The 14,921-nt window shown below is 68.5% G+C and carries 10 protein-coding genes; 4 read left to right on the top strand and 6 right to left on the bottom strand.

The genetic code is table 11. The annotated features are described in order from the left end of the window. The first annotated feature begins 28 nt into the window (after window positions 1-28). From AB0J80_RS23990 to AB0J80_RS23980, 3 genes are all read left to right on the top strand, one after another. Window positions 29-2,650 (top strand): tetratricopeptide repeat protein, encoded by a 2,622-nt coding sequence (locus AB0J80_RS23990; RefSeq protein WP_364708657.1) that lies wholly within the window; start codon window positions 29-31, stop codon window positions 2,648-2,650. 30 nt (window positions 2,651-2,680) lie between these two features. Further along, window positions 2,681-3,271 carry a VOC family protein gene (locus AB0J80_RS23985; RefSeq protein WP_364708654.1) on the top strand — a complete coding sequence of 197 codons (591 nt, stop codon included), beginning with the start codon at window positions 2,681-2,683 and terminating at the stop codon, window positions 3,269-3,271. 182 nt (window positions 3,272-3,453) lie between these two features. Continuing rightward, the gene (locus AB0J80_RS23980) at window positions 3,454-4,251 is read left to right on the top strand and encodes a CAP domain-containing protein (protein WP_364708652.1); all 798 of its coding nucleotides are present in this window, start codon (window positions 3,454-3,456) and stop codon (window positions 4,249-4,251) included. A 45-nt stretch (window positions 4,252-4,296) separates the two neighbouring features. Here AB0J80_RS23980 and AB0J80_RS23975 read toward each other — a convergent pair whose 3' ends face one another. Beyond that, window positions 4,297-5,112 carry a hypothetical protein gene (locus tag AB0J80_RS23975; protein WP_364708649.1) on the bottom strand — a complete coding sequence of 272 codons (816 nt, stop codon included), beginning with the start codon at window positions 5,110-5,112 and terminating at the stop codon, window positions 4,297-4,299. A gap of 350 nt (window positions 5,113-5,462) precedes the next feature. Here AB0J80_RS23975 and AB0J80_RS23970 point away from each other — a divergent pair, with 350 nt between their 5' ends. Beyond that, window positions 5,463-5,633 (top strand): hypothetical protein, encoded by a 171-nt coding sequence (locus tag AB0J80_RS23970; protein WP_364708647.1) that lies wholly within the window; start codon window positions 5,463-5,465, stop codon window positions 5,631-5,633. Between the two features lie 446 nt (window positions 5,634-6,079). Here AB0J80_RS23970 and AB0J80_RS23965 read toward each other — a convergent pair whose 3' ends face one another. The 5 genes from AB0J80_RS23965 to AB0J80_RS23945 form a co-directional block, all read right to left on the bottom strand. Then, window positions 6,080-7,105: a beta family protein gene (locus AB0J80_RS23965; protein ID WP_364708644.1), complete on the bottom strand. Its 1,026-nt coding sequence runs from the start codon at window positions 7,103-7,105 to the stop codon at window positions 6,080-6,082. Between the two features lie 309 nt (window positions 7,106-7,414). Continuing rightward, window positions 7,415-10,510, bottom strand: coding sequence for a DUF3427 domain-containing protein (locus AB0J80_RS23960; RefSeq protein ID WP_364708641.1), 3,096 nt, complete (start codon window positions 10,508-10,510; stop codon window positions 7,415-7,417). A 230-nt stretch (window positions 10,511-10,740) separates the two neighbouring features. Further along, window positions 10,741-11,424, bottom strand: a complete 684-nt coding sequence (locus tag AB0J80_RS23955) for a hypothetical protein (protein WP_364708638.1) — start codon at window positions 11,422-11,424, stop codon at window positions 10,741-10,743. A 394-nt stretch (window positions 11,425-11,818) separates the two neighbouring features. Then, a complete protein-coding gene (locus AB0J80_RS23950) occupies window positions 11,819-12,508 on the bottom strand; it encodes a hypothetical protein (protein WP_364708635.1) in 690 nt (229 codons plus the stop codon). Further along, window positions 12,505-14,916, bottom strand: a complete 2,412-nt coding sequence (locus AB0J80_RS23945) for a DUF6571 family protein (protein ID WP_364708633.1) — start codon at window positions 14,914-14,916, stop codon at window positions 12,505-12,507. The genes AB0J80_RS23950 and AB0J80_RS23945 overlap by 4 nt, the downstream gene beginning before the upstream one ends. Window positions 14,917-14,921: the final 5 nt, after the last annotated feature.

Here is a 14,921-nt window from a genome sequence, read left to right as displayed (position 1 = left end):
CCGGTGACCGTCCGCCTAGAATCGCGTGATGGCATCGGGATCGCAGCAGCACCCCGCCGATCCCCGCGTCGCCTTCACCGCGGAGCTCGTCCGCCTGCGCCGCCGGCTGCCCGACATGTCGGACGAGACGCTGGCCCGCCGCGCCACGTCGGCGCCGCTACCGTCCGGGCGCCGCGTCACCGTCAACGCCCGCCGCCTCGGCGAGTGGCTGAACGGCCGCTCGGTCCCGCGGGACTTCGACCAGGTTCTCGCTCTCGTTCGGACGATCGAGGCGGCCGGTGGTGGCGTCGCCGCCGGGATGCCGCCGGGCCGGCCCGTCGAGGCGTGGCGCCGGCTGTGGCGTGCGGCGCAGGACCACCGTACGGTGCCCGCGCCTTCCACGACCAAGGCCGACCTCGTCGTCGGTCGGCCGCCCAGCGACGCGGCGTCCCTTCGCGACCGGCCGGCGCTGAGCTCGGTGATCGACGAGGCGTTGCGGGACGACGGGGTGCGGCAGGTGCTGCTGACCGGACCCGGCGGGGCGGGCAAGACCCAGCTGGCGGCGGCCGCGTTCCACCGCTTCCGCGCGGGCGGCGGGCTGGTCGCCTGGGTGCCGGCCGCCGCGCGCCAGTCCGTGCTGACCGCGTACGCCCGGGTGTGGCGGGCGATCGCCAGCGGCGCGCTGGACCGGCCCGCTTCCCCGGCGGCCGCGGACGGGCACGGCCACGACGAGGAGACCCAGGCGGACCTGCTGATGGCGTGGCTGCGCGCGGCGGACCGGCCCTGGCTGATCGTGCTCGACGACGTCGACGACCCGGCCGAGCTGGACGGTCTCTGGCCGGCCGGGGAGCGTGGCCGCAGCATCGTCACGACCCGGCGCCGCGACGCCATGGTGATCCGGCCGTCGGTGCGCGTCATCCCGGTCGGCATGTTCGCGGCGGCGGAGGCCGAGGACTACCTGCGCGACCGGTTGTCGGTGGACCCGGCGGTCGGCCGTGGCGAACCCGCCGACGCCGAGCTCGCGGCGCTGGCCACGGCACTCGGGCACTTCCCGCTCGCGTTGTCGCAGGCCGCCGCGTATCTGATCGACACCGGCACGGACGTGTCCGCGTACCGGCGGCTTGTCGAGGACGATCGGGAGCGGCTGGCCGACCTGTTCCCGCCGTCGTCGCCCGCGGACGGCCATGACCGTACCGTCGCCACCACCTGGCGGCTCGCCGCCGGGCGGGCCGCAACCCTCGCCCCGCCCGGAACCGTCTCCCGGATGCTCCAGCTCGCGGCGGTCCTGGCCCCTACCGGTACGCCCGAAGCCGTCCTGCTGAGCGACGCCGCCTGTGCCTGGATCGGCGGCAGCACCCGCGACGCGCTCCTTGCCCTGCGCGCGCTGCACCGGCTCAGCCTGCTCGACCACCACCACGGCGTCGTGACGATGCACGCGCTGGTGCAGCGCGCAGTCCGCGAGGCCGTCCCCGCTGAGCAGGCGGCCCTGCTGGCCCGGGCGGCCGCGGACTCGCTGGAGGAGATCTGGGCCACCGCCGACGGCGACCCCGGCCTGGCCGCCGCCATGTACGACGGAACGAACGCCGTTCGCCGGGCGTTCGACGGCCACCTGTTCGAAGGCGGGATGCACCCGGTGCTCCGAAGATTGCCGGAGCACCTCGCAACCGTCGGCCGTGCGGCGGCGGCTCGCGACACGGCCGAGAACCTGCTCCGCCAGGCCCGCTCGGACCGCGACGTCCTCTTCCTCCGGATGGAGGTGGCGCGGTCGGTCGGCGACCTCGGCGATCCGGCCGGCGCCCACGCGGTGCTGGCACCCCTGCGCCGGGAAGCCGAGCGGTTACTCGGAACCGATGACCCGGACACCCTCCGCATCCGGCTGCACGAGGCCCGGCAACGCTTCGAGGTGGGCGCCGCCGAGGCCGCGGTGCACGACATGCTCGCACTGGCCACCGCCGCCGAGGCGGCCCTGGGCGCCGATCACCGGCTGGCCCTGGCAGCCCGGCGCTACGCCATGGTGTGCCGCGGCCTCTCCGGCGACGCAGCCGGCGCGCGCGACGGCTTGACAGCCCTCATCGACGACCTTCGCGACCATCTCGGGCCCCGGCACCCGGAGGTGCTCGGCACGATGTCCGACGCGGGCCGGTGGATCGGCGAAGCCGGCGACCCCGACGGCGCCGTCGCGACCTACGAGGCGGCGGCCGAGGGCTTCACCGCCGTGGCGGGCGCCCTGCACCACGAAACGCTGACGGCCCGGCACAACCTGGCCTACTGGCGTGGCCTCGCCGGTCAGCTCGACCCGGCGGTGCAGGAGTTCACCGTGGCGGCCTCGGACGCGGAGCGGGCGCTCGGTTCGCGGCATCCGACCACTGTGACGTTTCGCGTGAACCTCGCGTATTGGAAGGGCCTGGCCGGCGCACCGGCGGAGGGACGCACGGAGCTGGCGCGGCTCCAGCACGTGGTCGAGGAGGTCTTCGGGCCCGCTCACCCACGCTCGCTGCGGGTCCGTCAGCAGCTCGCGGAGCTGCGCCACCGGTCCGGCGACCCGGCCGGCGCGATCCAGGACCTGGCCGCAACCGTCGCGGCCATGCGGGAGATCCAGGGACCCGACCATTCCCGTACGCGGGAAGCAGCCGATCTTCTCGGGCGCTGGAAAGCCGACCGGCCGGTGTGAAACGGTGGTCCTCGAGCCTGAGGAGGCCGCATGGACACGAAGCTCGAAGTGGTCACCCTCCCTGTCAGCGATCTCGACCGGGCCAAGGCCTTCTACGCCGGCCTCGGATGGCGTCTCGACGCCGACTTCGTCCTGGGCGGGGCCCGGGCGATCCAGTTCACGCCACCGGGATCCGGCTGCTCCATCCATTTCGCCACCGGCCCGGCAGCGCCACCACCCGGCTCGGCGCAAGGCCTGTACCTGGTCGTCTCCGACATCGAAGCGGCCCGCCAGGAGCTCGCCGCACGTGGCATCCACATCGGAGAGATCTTCCACCGCACGCCGGAGGGCCGCGCCGACGGCCCCGCACCGGACGGGGCCCCCTACAACTCGCTCGCGACGTTCAGCGATCCGGACGGCAACGGCTGGGTGCTGCAGGAGGTGACCACCCGGCTGCCCGGCCGCATCGACACCGGCGCGACGACCTTCACGTCGGTGAGTGACCTCGCCGCCGCCCTCCGCCGGGCGGAGGCCGCTCACGGCGAGCACGAGCGGCGGACCGGGCAGGCCGACGAGAACTGGCCCGACTGGTACGCCGAGTGGCTGGTCAGTGAGCAGGCGGGCACCGAACCGCCCAAGTAGCCGCCATCCGGCGTCCCCGGAGGCGAATCATTAGGTTTTGGTAAATCGGCCTTTACGGATTCCTCAACCGCGCCCCCCGGCGCCTCCTTATGGACCAGGGTCGAAGCGCGCTCGACCGGCGCCCGTTCCAGCCACCGGAACGGTCCCGCGGGCCCCCGCCCGCCCGACCGACGAGGACCACTGTGCCCACCCGCCACCGCAAGCGGACCCGTTTGATCGTGCTGACCACCTGCGCGCTCGGCGTACTCGGCGCCGGCATCGCCGGCGTCGCCTCCGCACAGACCGTCCACCGCCCCCACGGCGTCAGCCATGCCGTCCCCCAGCTCGGCCAGGCCGCCACGGCAGCCGGCCACCCCGGCCGCGGCAGGCACTGGCCGCGCCCCAGACCCTCCGCGAGCGCCCCCGCAAGCACGGCTCCCACCACCGCGGCCCCGACGAAGCCCTCGACGAGCCCGCCGACCACCGAGCCCACCACGAAGCCGGCCACCCGGCCCCCGGCGACCACCGCACCCACCACCACGCCACCGACGACCACGCCACCAACCCAGCCACCGGCCGGCGACGCGGTCATCGAGGCCGCGCTGCAGCACATCAACGCCGCGCGTACGGCCGAAGGCCTGCAGCCGTTGACCCTCAGCCCGGAGCTCACCCGAGCCTCGGAAGCCCACAATGCCCTGATGGCCGGCGGCTGCGGCCTGTCGCACCGGTGTCCCGGCGAGGCAGACCTCGGCGACCGGTTCACCGCGGCCGGCGTCTCATGGCGCTCCGCCGGCGAGAACATCGGCCAGGGCAACGCCGGCAACAACAACACCGAGATCATCGCCGCGGCGAACGGCCTGACCGACCTCATGCTGGCCGAGAAGGCCCCCGACGACGGACACCGCCGGAACCTGCTCAACCCCGGCTTCACCCGGGTCGGACTCGCCGTCACCCGAGACGGCAGCGGCAAGGTCTGGTTCACCCAGGACTTCGTCAACTGACGGCGCGCGGAGGGTGGCCCGCCCCGGGCCACCCTCCGCGTTCGTTCAGTGCAGCGTGGTGAACGCCTGCTCGAACTGGGGCGGATAGAACTGCGAACCCCCGGTCAGCCACCAGGTGTCAGCACTGCGATAGAGCACGGTGTACGTCCGCGGCCCGTCCCGGAAAGCGATCTGCCGAGCATGGGCGCGCTCACCGTTGCGCGTCCACGTGAACTCCCACATGACGGCGGGCTTGCCCCGATACGTCCAACGCTTGTTCATCTTCAGCTTCTTGTACTGATCCTCGGCGTGCTCCTTGGCGAACAGCTTCTCGTCCTGGGTCAGCCGGGCCCACGGGTCCACACTCTCGTAGCTGTGCACCTCGAAGTTCGCCTCGATCATCGTGTCATCCGACTCGACGTACGTGGTCGGCCCCACCGTGTACACCTCATAGACGGTAGGCACGCCGACCGCATACCCGCCGACCAGGTTCCGGGCGGAATAGTAGTTGTCCGGCAGATCCTGGCCAGGCGCCTCGGCGTCCTCGGGCTTGACCTCGAGCACCCCCTCGCGCCCGACATGTCCCATGCCCAGCCCTTCGGAGGGTAGATCCGCGGCGGACGGCGCCAGCTCGGTCGAGGCGGCCTCCGTCCCGGCGTCCTCGCTGGCCTCCGGCTCACTTCCCGATGTATCGGTGTTCTCTCCGATGGCCGTATCGGCCTGCTCGTCCACCGGCTGGGTCGCCGTCGGCTCCTGACTCCGCGGACCCGCCGCCACGTCACCGTTCCGGTCCGGCAACGCAGAATCGCCCCGGAACAGAAGGAAGGCCACGACGGCGACCCCGGCCAGGAGGAGCCCGGCCAACCCCAGGAGAACCCCCACCAAGCGCCACGGTTGATGCTGACTCAATGTCCTACCCTTCGTCGCGGCCGCTGCCCGAACAAGATCGCGGCGACGCGCGCTCCAAGATCGGTCAACGTTCCCACCGCTCCCGTTTTGCAAGGTCACCACGCTGCCAGTTCCCCTGACGCCGCGTCCGGGTCAGAATCATGCAGGATCTTCCCGGCCTGCGCGTCCGTGTACGCACGGAGATTTCGATCTACGTACGCGTGCGGCGAGCAGACCGGCTGTCCGCCGGGCCGGCCATTCGAACTCACCCAGGGCCACCTCGGCATCTCGGTCGGCTCTCATACGCGCCCACGGCCGCCGCGCGGTGGCCCATACTGCGAGCCATGATCACCCGGATCCTCGGCGCCGCCGGACCGACGGCGGTCGTCATGCTCGCTGTTTGCTTCCTCTCCGGCTGCACCGCGGACCGGAGCTGTTCCGATCACGAGAAGGAGCGCGTGGCCGTACTGGGGCAGCTTCCGATCCTGGGCGCCAAACCGGCATCCACGCAGTGACCGGAACATTCTCCGGCGGAACCAAACAACTCAGGCCACCCGATCGCCCCGCACGCCGGTCAGCGCTACCGGAGCACCCTGGCGGAGTCCGAGATCCGAAGCCCTACTGGGATGAACTCACGGGGAGCGGCTGGCGCAACGCCTCGCCGGCGATATCCCCGGAGGTTGCTCCGTCGCTCGCTTTCCAGCGCGGAATATCCTGCCTGGTCAAGGAGGAAGCCGGCACAAGGGTGTTGGTCACCGTCGCGTTCGACTCGACGCTGAGCTCGTCTCCCTCTCCGGCATCTACGACGTACGCGATCCAAGTGACCGACCAAGACGTCGGAGACCTCGAGTCGCCCTGCTGACCGACGCATCGCCCGCTCTTTGGTCATGTCGTAAGGGCCACGCTCAGCCGCCATCGGTCGTGCATCGACCCGTCACAGTGGGCAGGCTCGCTGCGCGAGTCAGCGGGTGAGTCCTCCCTGCGCGGTGCCGAGCGCTCTGATCACGTGAGTCAAGTGATGGGCAGTGCCCCAAGCACGCCACAGCATGGGGTTTCCCGGGCCGCCGAAGCCTTCGGCGCACCGCGCGATCTCGCCATCACCCCAGGAGTAGCCGGCACCCTCGGCGGGCCAATGGTCTGCTTCGGTCAAGGACGAGCAAAGGTCGTACATGGCCTTGTTGCCGTCGTTGTCTCGCGCCCATCGGTATATCCACCACACCTCGTCGTCGGTATACCTGAGGCTGGGGAGTGGGGCCCGTCCTCCGACAACCATTGCCGGATGGGCGATGCCGTAGTCACCGAAGCCGATATCGGGTTCCTCTAGACGCTTCCAGAGAGCCAGATCGCTTCTGATGAGCGGAGTGGCAGTATTCGTCGGCAGGTCCGTGAATGTCTTGGGCATTGCGCCGGATGAGACCGTGATGGACTCCCAGGGAAAGCGCCTCGCCCAGGCAACGCACTTCCTGACCAGTGGCTCGACCCTGAGCAGGTCGCGCGCCGAGCGCACCTCAAAGAAGTCGAGAACCAGAGTCGACTGCTCGATCGTGGTTCCCGCTCTCCGGCACAGCTCGGTGATCTTGGTCTCCGCTTCCTCGTCATCGGGATCGGCCGCGTCGCCGCCGAGCCGAATCACCGCCTGACCCGAGTGCAGCTCCGTCGTCTCTCGAGCCTCTGCCAGCCGCCGGCCGGAGTCGTGCAGGTGCAGTACCGGTCGGATGGGAATACCCCAGAAAGCGAAGTCTTCTGCGATGTCGCGGAGCGGGCCGCGCGGCCCGTCGTCCGGATCGCCCAGATAGTCGACGTCGATGGCAACTGCCATGTTCGAGGGAACCGAGTCGCGGGCCTTCGCGCTGAACGCGTACGCATCTCTGATCGGGTCGCCGGTTGCGGGCGCCACCTCGAGGATGGGGAAGATACTTGACGCCACCGTCTCTGGCAGGTGAGCGATGGCTTTGAGCTCGCCTTCGCGTCCCTTGAGTATGGGCATGTAGACCAAGCTGCACCCCGCAGACATTCAAGCCTTTCTCTCAAGCGTGCACGCCAGGTATCCCCTCGGCAACCCTGGGTAGTCGACAGTGCCCCGTCGAAGTCGTTCGGCCCGCCCCTCGGCAGAGTCAGCCCGCGACTCGCGGCAGATCCGTCGACGAAGTCGTCATCCGACGGTTCCGGTCAGGCCGGCGTGGGATGGCTTCTTTCCGTCAGGCGACGGTGGCTGGGGTCAGGGCAAGGAGCGAGACGAGATGGCAGTACCCCGAGGATGACGGCGGTCGAGCTTGAGCAAGCTGGCGAACGCACCTCAGGCGACGGCAGCCGCGAACGCGGCGAAGAGGTCGCCCGACAGCGGGGTCTCTAGTTTCCAGGTCACGGCCATCGGCCGCTCACCCTCGTGCCGCACATACCGGGCGGGCCCGAGGAACCAGAATGCGCGGTCGTCGGCGCGCGTGCGGGCAAAGAGCAGAATCGACCGCCCCATTGCGACGTGGTTGCGGTATCGCCTGCCGGTCGGGCTCTCGGCGCGTGTCATGGACTGGCTTTCCCAGTGAATGAGGTCGCGGCTGATCGCGTAGTCCCGATAGCGGGTCGTCGGTGAGAAGTCGCCACTGGTCTTGTCGAGCGTGAAGACGAGGAGGTCCGCGCCGGCGGCCTTCGCGTCGTATACCCCTTCGCGCCACTGCGGTGTCTTGGCGTCGGCTCCCTCCCCGATCGCCGCGAGGATCTCGATGCGGGTGTACTGGGCGTGCACCTGGAGCGGGATGCCGGCCAGCGGCTGATGGTGCACATGGGTTTGCGTATCACCCAGGACGTCCAACACCTCATTGAGTTCGGCGATGACCTGTTCGTGAGCCCACACGAGGTCGATGGCCGCTTGCAGAGACGTATGGCTCTTGAGCCCTTGATCGGCGAGATTGGCGACGAGCATCCGTGCCAGGCGCCTCGCTTCCTCACTCATGGCGTCGACCCGAGGCGTACTCCTGCTCCGCAGAAGGGACTTGTACTGTTCCAATCGTTGCAGGTCATCGACGTGGAGCATCCGGGCGATTCCGCGTCGGAGCGCCTGTTCCTGCGCCCCGGCGGGAGCCACCGGCAGGCCCGCGGCCTCGCGCATCGCCGACCAACCGCGGTTGCCGGCGTAGACATCGGCGACCTCGAGGCCTGTTTCCCGCAGGTATTCGGCCAACGTGACGGGATCCGGCCCGCTTGCCAGCCGCCGCAGTTCCTCCACCTTGGCCGGCCACTGCGACGGGATCGCTTCCCGGATGTTTCGCAGCACGATCTCGCTCGCCACCCGGTCGAGCTCCATGTGACAGCCGGCAGGCAGGTAGGGAAAGTTGTCTTTGACGGCCCGTTCGAGATCGCGCCGACTTCCGCCCAGGAGCGCCCGATATCGCAGGTCGAAGCGGAACTCGCGGCGGTGCGCGCCCACGAAGTCGAGCACCGCACACATCGTCTTGCCGCGGGCGGTCCGCAGGCCGCGCCCGAGTTGCTGCAGGAAGAGCGTCGCGCTCTCGGTCGGCCGCAGCATGAGGACGGTGTCCACGCTGGGCACGTCGACGCCCTCATTGAAGAGGTCGACCGAGAAGACCACCTGCACCTTTCCGTCACGCAGGTTCCGGAGCGCCGACCGGCGGTCCGCGTCAGGGGTGTCGCCCCAGACCGCCACCGCCGCCAGGCCCAATTCCTGGAAGCGCGCCGCCATGTAGCGGGCGTGCGCCACGCTGACGCAGAACCCCAGGCATCGGATGGCGGAAAGATCGTCGACGTGCCGCTCAAGCTGGCGGAAAACGAACCGCGCCCATACTTTGTCACTGGTGTAGACCTCGGTCAGCGCGGTCTCGTCGTAGCCGCGACCGCGGCGCCATGGCACGTCGCTGAGGTCGACGCCGTCGTGGATGCCGTAGTACGCGAAGGGCACGAGCCGGTGTTGTTCGATGGCATCCCACAGGCGCAACTCTGCCGCGATGCGGTCACCGAACCAGTGCAGGATCGGCAGGCCGTCGGCCCGTTCCGGGGTTGCCGTCAGTCCCAGCAGTTCCTGCGGCTCGAGGTCCTCCATGAGAAACCGGTACGACGGGGCCGCCGCATGATGAAACTCATCCACGATCACGACGTCAAAATGGTCCGGCGCCAGGTGCTCAGACCGGCCCGCCGCCAGGCTCTGCACCGAGGCGAACACGTGGTCGAATGCCGTGGGACGGGCGCCCCCGACCCACATTTCGCCGAAGGTGTGGTCGGCCAGCACCTGACGGAACGTTCGACGACTCTGGTCCAGGATCTCCTCGCGGTGGGCGACGAAGAGCAGGCGCGCCCGAGGCAGCCGTTGACGGAGTTGGGCATAGTCCACGGCCGCCATGACGGTCTTGCCGGTGCCAGTTGCCGACACCAGCAGATTGCGGTGATGCCCATTGGCCCGCGACACCTCGATGAGTTCGAGCAGGCGTTCCTGGAATGGTTCGAGTCGCACCTCGACCGGGCTCAGCACCTCGGCGTCGTCCACGCCGGATCGGCGCATGCGATCAAGCGCCGCGACGAAGTCGGCCGGCACGTACTCAATGAAGTCGCCGCCTTGCCAGTAGCTTTCGAAGACGGCGGAGACCTTGTCGATGACGTCCGGGTTGCGGGCGGCGGATACGCGGACATTCCACTCCAACCCCGCCACCTGGGCCGAGTGCGTCAGGTTGGAGGATCCGACGTACGCGGTGCTGAACGCGGTATGCCGGTGGAAAAGCCAGGCCTTCGCGTGCAGGCGTGTGGTGGACTGGTCGTAGGAAACCCGAATGTCGGCGCCGAGCTCGACGAGCGCGTCCAGCGCCTTGGCCTCGGTGGAGCCGGTGTAGGTGGTGGTCAGAACGCGTAGCGGCTTGCCGCGGGCACAATGCTCGCGCAAGGCGGCAAGCAGGGGCAGGAGGCCGCTGCGACGAATGAAGGCCATGACAACGTCGATCGAGTCGGCCGACTCGATTTCCGTCAGGACCTGGCTGCCAACTCTCGGCTCCCCCGGCGCATTGGTGAGCAGCGTCGTGTCGAGCAAGGGAATGAGCGGACGTTGCGCGACCCGAACGGACCCGTCGGGCCGCCGCTCACCAACGGCCGCCAGGATCTCGCCGGGCGGCAGCGGCGCTTCGAGTCCCGCGTCGGTTCGTGGCAGACGTGCGCCGAGTTCATCGAGTAGCCGGCGCGCCACTTCCACCCCGGTCGCGATGCGATCCTTCTCCGGTACTGCCTCGAGAGCGCGTTCGACCTGGCGCGCAATAAGCTGAGCAATACGATCGGCCGCATCGGCTGAGCGGAGGCCGTTGCGCTTGACGATGTCCGCGTCCAACTGCGCCAGCCGGCCATGCAGGGCCTCGGTGACGACAACTTCGTAAAGCCCAGCAGGCAGCTCGTTCGGCACGGGCCACAGTCTGCCGCACGGCTTGCCGGATCTCCGATGAAACCACCCTGCCGGGTGGCCACGTCACCTCACCGGTTGCCGGGATCGCCTGGACGAGAAGGCCGCTGCAGTCCTTCGCTGAGGGCATGCTCGCCCAATACCCCCGCCGGTGAACCACTCGCCAGGATCGTTAGCCGCCGACGCGCAGCCGGACTCTCAACGTGACATTATTTGCACGATCCAGGTTTTCCTCAGCGTTTGTGCTGGGCCCATTGAGTGCATCGCGCACCGTACTTCGCCTTGCGGCTCCCATCGTTGTTGATCCACCTGTCGCCCCGCCAGCGACGTTCACCCTCGCCGCTCTCCACGCTCTTCACAACGTACGACTCGAGGTTCGCTCGGTTCTTGCGGACCTGAGTATTGTCCTTGGCACGAAGCCAATAGCCGATATCCGTACAGAACGTTACGGTTGACTGGTCGGCGCCGTTTTCCTCGACCCCCATGAATTTGACCCAAATGGGACCGGCCAATGGGTCCTCGACCGCCGAGGAATTCGCGAACGGCGCAAGAAACTTCTCGTAGTATCCCTCGGTGAAGACAAACCGTCCGACAGGGATGATCGGCGTCCAGTCCGTCGCCTGACCCTCCCAGTACATGAACGCGAGGCTCCGGCGGGCCGCGAGGACCTCGTCGGTGTCCGGCGCCCCTGAAAGGTCCCAGGTGATGCGGAGATCTTTGGTGCCGTTCATGGGCACTCGCCGATAGGCTTCGTCGAAGGTCATGGACGGCCCAGCGGCGCTGCTCGAGGACGCCGGCGGGGTGGACTTGGCTACGGGTTGGTCGTCGGTGCAACTAGCCGTCATAAGACCCGCTGTCACGGCGACGACCGGCACTGCGAACACCTTCAGCCCGGACGAGCCGGCATCGGTTCTCACTCGGAACTGTCCTTCAAATCTAGGTGGTCGAGGTGAGCGGGCTGACCAACGCAGTCAGGCGACGGCGGCTGCGAACGCGGCGAAGAGGACGCCCGAAAGCGGGGTCTCTAGTTTCATCGGCCGCTCGCCCTCGTGCTGCACATACCGGGCGGGCCCGAGAGACCAGAATGCGCGGTCGTCGGCGCGTGTGCGGGCAAAGAGCAGAATCGACCGCCCCATGACCACATGGTTGTGGATCGCCGGCCGTGCAGGACCTCGGTGACGACAACTTCGCAAAGCCCGGCAGGCAGCTCCTTCGGCAGGGCCACGGTCTGCCGCACGGCATCTCGGACGTCCGACGAAACCGACTTCGCCGCGCGGCCTCGTCACCTCACGGGTTGCCGCCATCGCCACGTCAGCGTTTGTGCTGTGCCCATTCCGTGCACTGCCCCCCGTACCTCGCCTTGCGGCTCCCATCTTTGTCGATCTGCCTGTCGACGCGCCAATGCTGCTCGCCGTCGCCGCTTTTGACGTTTTTCATCACGTAGGACTCGAGGTTCGCCCGCTCCTTGCGGACCTGAGCCCTGTCCTTCGCCTCAGCATTGTGCCAGTAGCCGAGATCCGTGCAGAACGTCACCGTCGACTGATCCGGGCCGTTCTGCTCGACGCCCATGACTTTGACCCAGATCGGACCGATGAGCGGGTTGTCGTTCGAGGAGGATTTCGCGAACGGCGCCAGAAATTTCTCGTAGTGTTCCTCGGTGTAGATGAACCGTCCGATCGGGATGAGCGGCGCCCAGTCGGTCGCCTGGCCCAGCCAATAGCTGAACGCGAGGCCCCGCCGGGCGGCGAGGATCTCATCGGTGTGGGGCGCCCCCGCCAAGTCCCAGGTGATCGGTAGATCATTAGTGCCGTTCATCGGCACTCGCCGGTAGGCCTCCTCGAAGGTCATGGAAGAGCGGGCGGCGCTGCTCGAGGTGGCCGACGGTGTGGCCTTGTCCGCTGGCCGATTGTCGGTGCAACTCGCCACAGCAAGACCCACCGTCACGGTGACGACCGTCCGGGCGAGCAGGTTGGGCCACGACGAGCCCGCACCGGTTCTCATTTGAGGATGTCTCCCGCCCACTCGTAGCCGCTTTGATAGAACTCCCCCGCGTGTGTAGCGGCGTTACCCACCGTGCTCTGGCCGTGCTCGGCTTTGTAGCGCTGCCAGGCAAGATAATCCTGATCGGTCCACTGGCTCACCGGTTTCAAGGCCCCGTTCTCGCTGAAGCTGAGCGGCAGGTCTTCGAGTTTGCCGCTGTGGTAGAGGGCCAGCTCGGTGAGGTCAACCGTGGTCGTACGGCCGGCGCCGAGCATCGCGCCGACCTCATAGGTCGCCTGGCCGTGGTTGTCGACCTTCGCCTGTTCCTCGGCCTTGGTCATCAGGTCGCTGACGAACTCGTTGGCCAGGTCGCCGACCACAGGTACCGGGATCTTCGCGGTCGCCTTTCCCATGACCTCGTCGACCACCCGGCCGACGATCTTGTACCGGTCCTCGACGCCCTGGTTGTACTTCTCGTCAAGCTCGGCGCTGGTCGCGTGATGGGCCTCGGCCGCCCCGAAGTCGAGAGCGCCCAGCACACTGCCGTGGCGATGGGCGACATTCTCCATCGCACGCAGGTTGCCGCTGAGGTCGTCGTGCGGATTCTGCTTGCCGGACAGGATGTCGCTGTACTGGCCCGTGGCGTACGCCGCCTCGGCCTTGGCGATGGTGTCGTGCGCGCCCGGGTCCTTGCCGAGGTCGGCCAGGAACCGCACCAGATGGTTCCTATCGACGTTGACGTGCTGGTCGGGTACGGGGTGCCCGTCGGCGATGTTGAGGTTCACGTCGCCGATGTACGCCGACATGATGTTGGCCATCGAGCCGCGAAGCTGCGGTTTGATCACGTCGTTGGTCGCAAAGTCGCCGGTCTTGCCGTGGCCCGGGGTTTCGCCGTTGGCGTAGCCCATGGCCTGCTCGTCGACGTTGGTCTCGTAGATGATCGACTCGACGATGCGTCGCGCCTCCGGCCCGGGTTGATCGGTCGTGGCGCGCTCGAGCGCGACGCCGAACTTGTCGAGGGCGCCGTTCTTGTAATCCCCGCCGTGCTCCATCAGCTCGGCTGTCCAGCCCGGGCCGCCGGGAACGTCCGCGGTCGCGCTCCAGTCCCGGTCGGTGAGCAGGTAGTCCAGCCGGGGCAGCCGACCGCCGTCGGGGCCGTCGCCGTTGTAGCTGGTGACGCCGGTGAGCAGGTCCCGTGCCGCGTCACCATTGCGGGACAGGGCATCCATCAGGCCGTTCATCGGGTCGTAGCCGGCCGCCACAGTGTTGTCGTCGTGGCCCTGCGTCCAGTCCAGGCGCAGGTTCTCGCCACGCGCCTCCGTCCACAGGGCGCTGTTCTTGCCCTGCGACATCTCGAAGTCGGTGATGTCCCCGCCGACGGTGGAAAGGAACCGGGCGTCGTAGTCGCCGTTGTGCAGCAGCGGGCCCAGCAACTGGTAGCCGTAGACGTCCTCGACGTACCGCGCCGGGCTGGAGGGATCGCCTATGTCCATCTTGCTGCGCCCGGCGACCATCAAGTCGGACACCCACTGGCTCGACAATTCGTACTCGCCAGGCACGTACTGCTCGCCGCGCGGGCCGGTCTCGGTGCCGGTCGCGTGGGTCGCGCTGCCGAGCATCTCACCCAGACCGCTCTGCAGATCCCGTACGTCGTCGGCGGTGTGGCGGTTGAACAGCATGCCGTCGGCATCTTTGCCGGGATGGTCGAGCTGCAACGTCGCCAGCGTGCCGCTGAGCTCCAGCAGACCCTTGGGCCCGAGCTCGTGGAGGAACTCGTACGCGAAAATCTTGTCCTTGCCGTATGCCTTGACCAGGTCGCGCAGCTCGTCGAGCTCCGCAGCGGTCGGTTGGTACGTCGGATCCTTGATCTTCTTCGCCAGCTCCTCGGCCCGGGAAATCTTGTCCGGCGGGGCGGCCCCGAAACCGTACTGAACCGACGGCACATTGCCGTTGATGACGGTGGCCGTCGACGCATCCTGCGCCTGCGCCCGCTCCACGATCGTGCGCAGCTCGTTCAGCAGCTCGCCCGTCTCCCGGCCGGTCTGATCCAGGTTTCCACCCATGTACGCGGACGCAGGCGCGGTGATCGTGCCGGCCGCAACATCCACGGTGTACCCGGCCTGCCGAGCCGAAGCGACAACCCCGTCAGCCAGATTCCGCAGGGCGACCATCGCGTACGCGTGCTCAGCAAGCACATCGCCCATACGCTTCGCCGGCAGATACGTGTTACTCACCTCCCCCCGCAGGCTGGCGACCTTCTCCGCAGCAGCGACCGAGCCGGCGCCCCGCGACCACGCCACTCCCAGATCACGGGTACCACTGATCAACTCGTCGGAAGCGTCATCAACACTCTGGGCCAGCCGATGCCACGCATCGGCCGCGGAATGCCACGGCCCCGCGTCGAACCCGAGCACATCCTGCAACGTCATGCCAC

Origin of the sequence: Actinoplanes sp. NPDC049548, assembly GCF_040676695.1 — a bacterium.
GTDB lineage: Bacteria > Actinomycetota > Actinomycetes > Mycobacteriales > Micromonosporaceae > Actinoplanes.
Note: the sequence above shows the minus strand (reverse complement) of the source record. Positions and strands in the feature narration are given on the sequence as shown.

Coding starts and splice junctions, on each gene's coding strand:
- AB0J80_RS23990 (WP_364708657.1), top strand. CDS start 29: ATGGCATCGGGATCGCAGCAGCACCCCGCCGATCCCCGCGTCGCCTTC.
- AB0J80_RS23985 (WP_364708654.1), top strand. CDS start 2,681: ATGGACACGAAGCTCGAAGTGGTCACCCTCCCTGTCAGCGATCTCGAC.
- AB0J80_RS23970 (WP_364708647.1), top strand. CDS start 5,463: ATGATCACCCGGATCCTCGGCGCCGCCGGACCGACGGCGGTCGTCATG.
- AB0J80_RS23965 (WP_364708644.1), bottom strand. CDS start 7,105: ATGCCCATACTCAAGGGACGCGAAGGCGAGCTCAAAGCCATCGCTCAC.
- AB0J80_RS23950 (WP_364708635.1), bottom strand. CDS start 12,508: ATGAGAACCGGTGCGGGCTCGTCGTGGCCCAACCTGCTCGCCCGGACG.
- AB0J80_RS23945 (WP_364708633.1), bottom strand. CDS start 14,916: ATGACGTTGCAGGATGTGCTCGGGTTCGACGCGGGGCCGTGGCATTCC.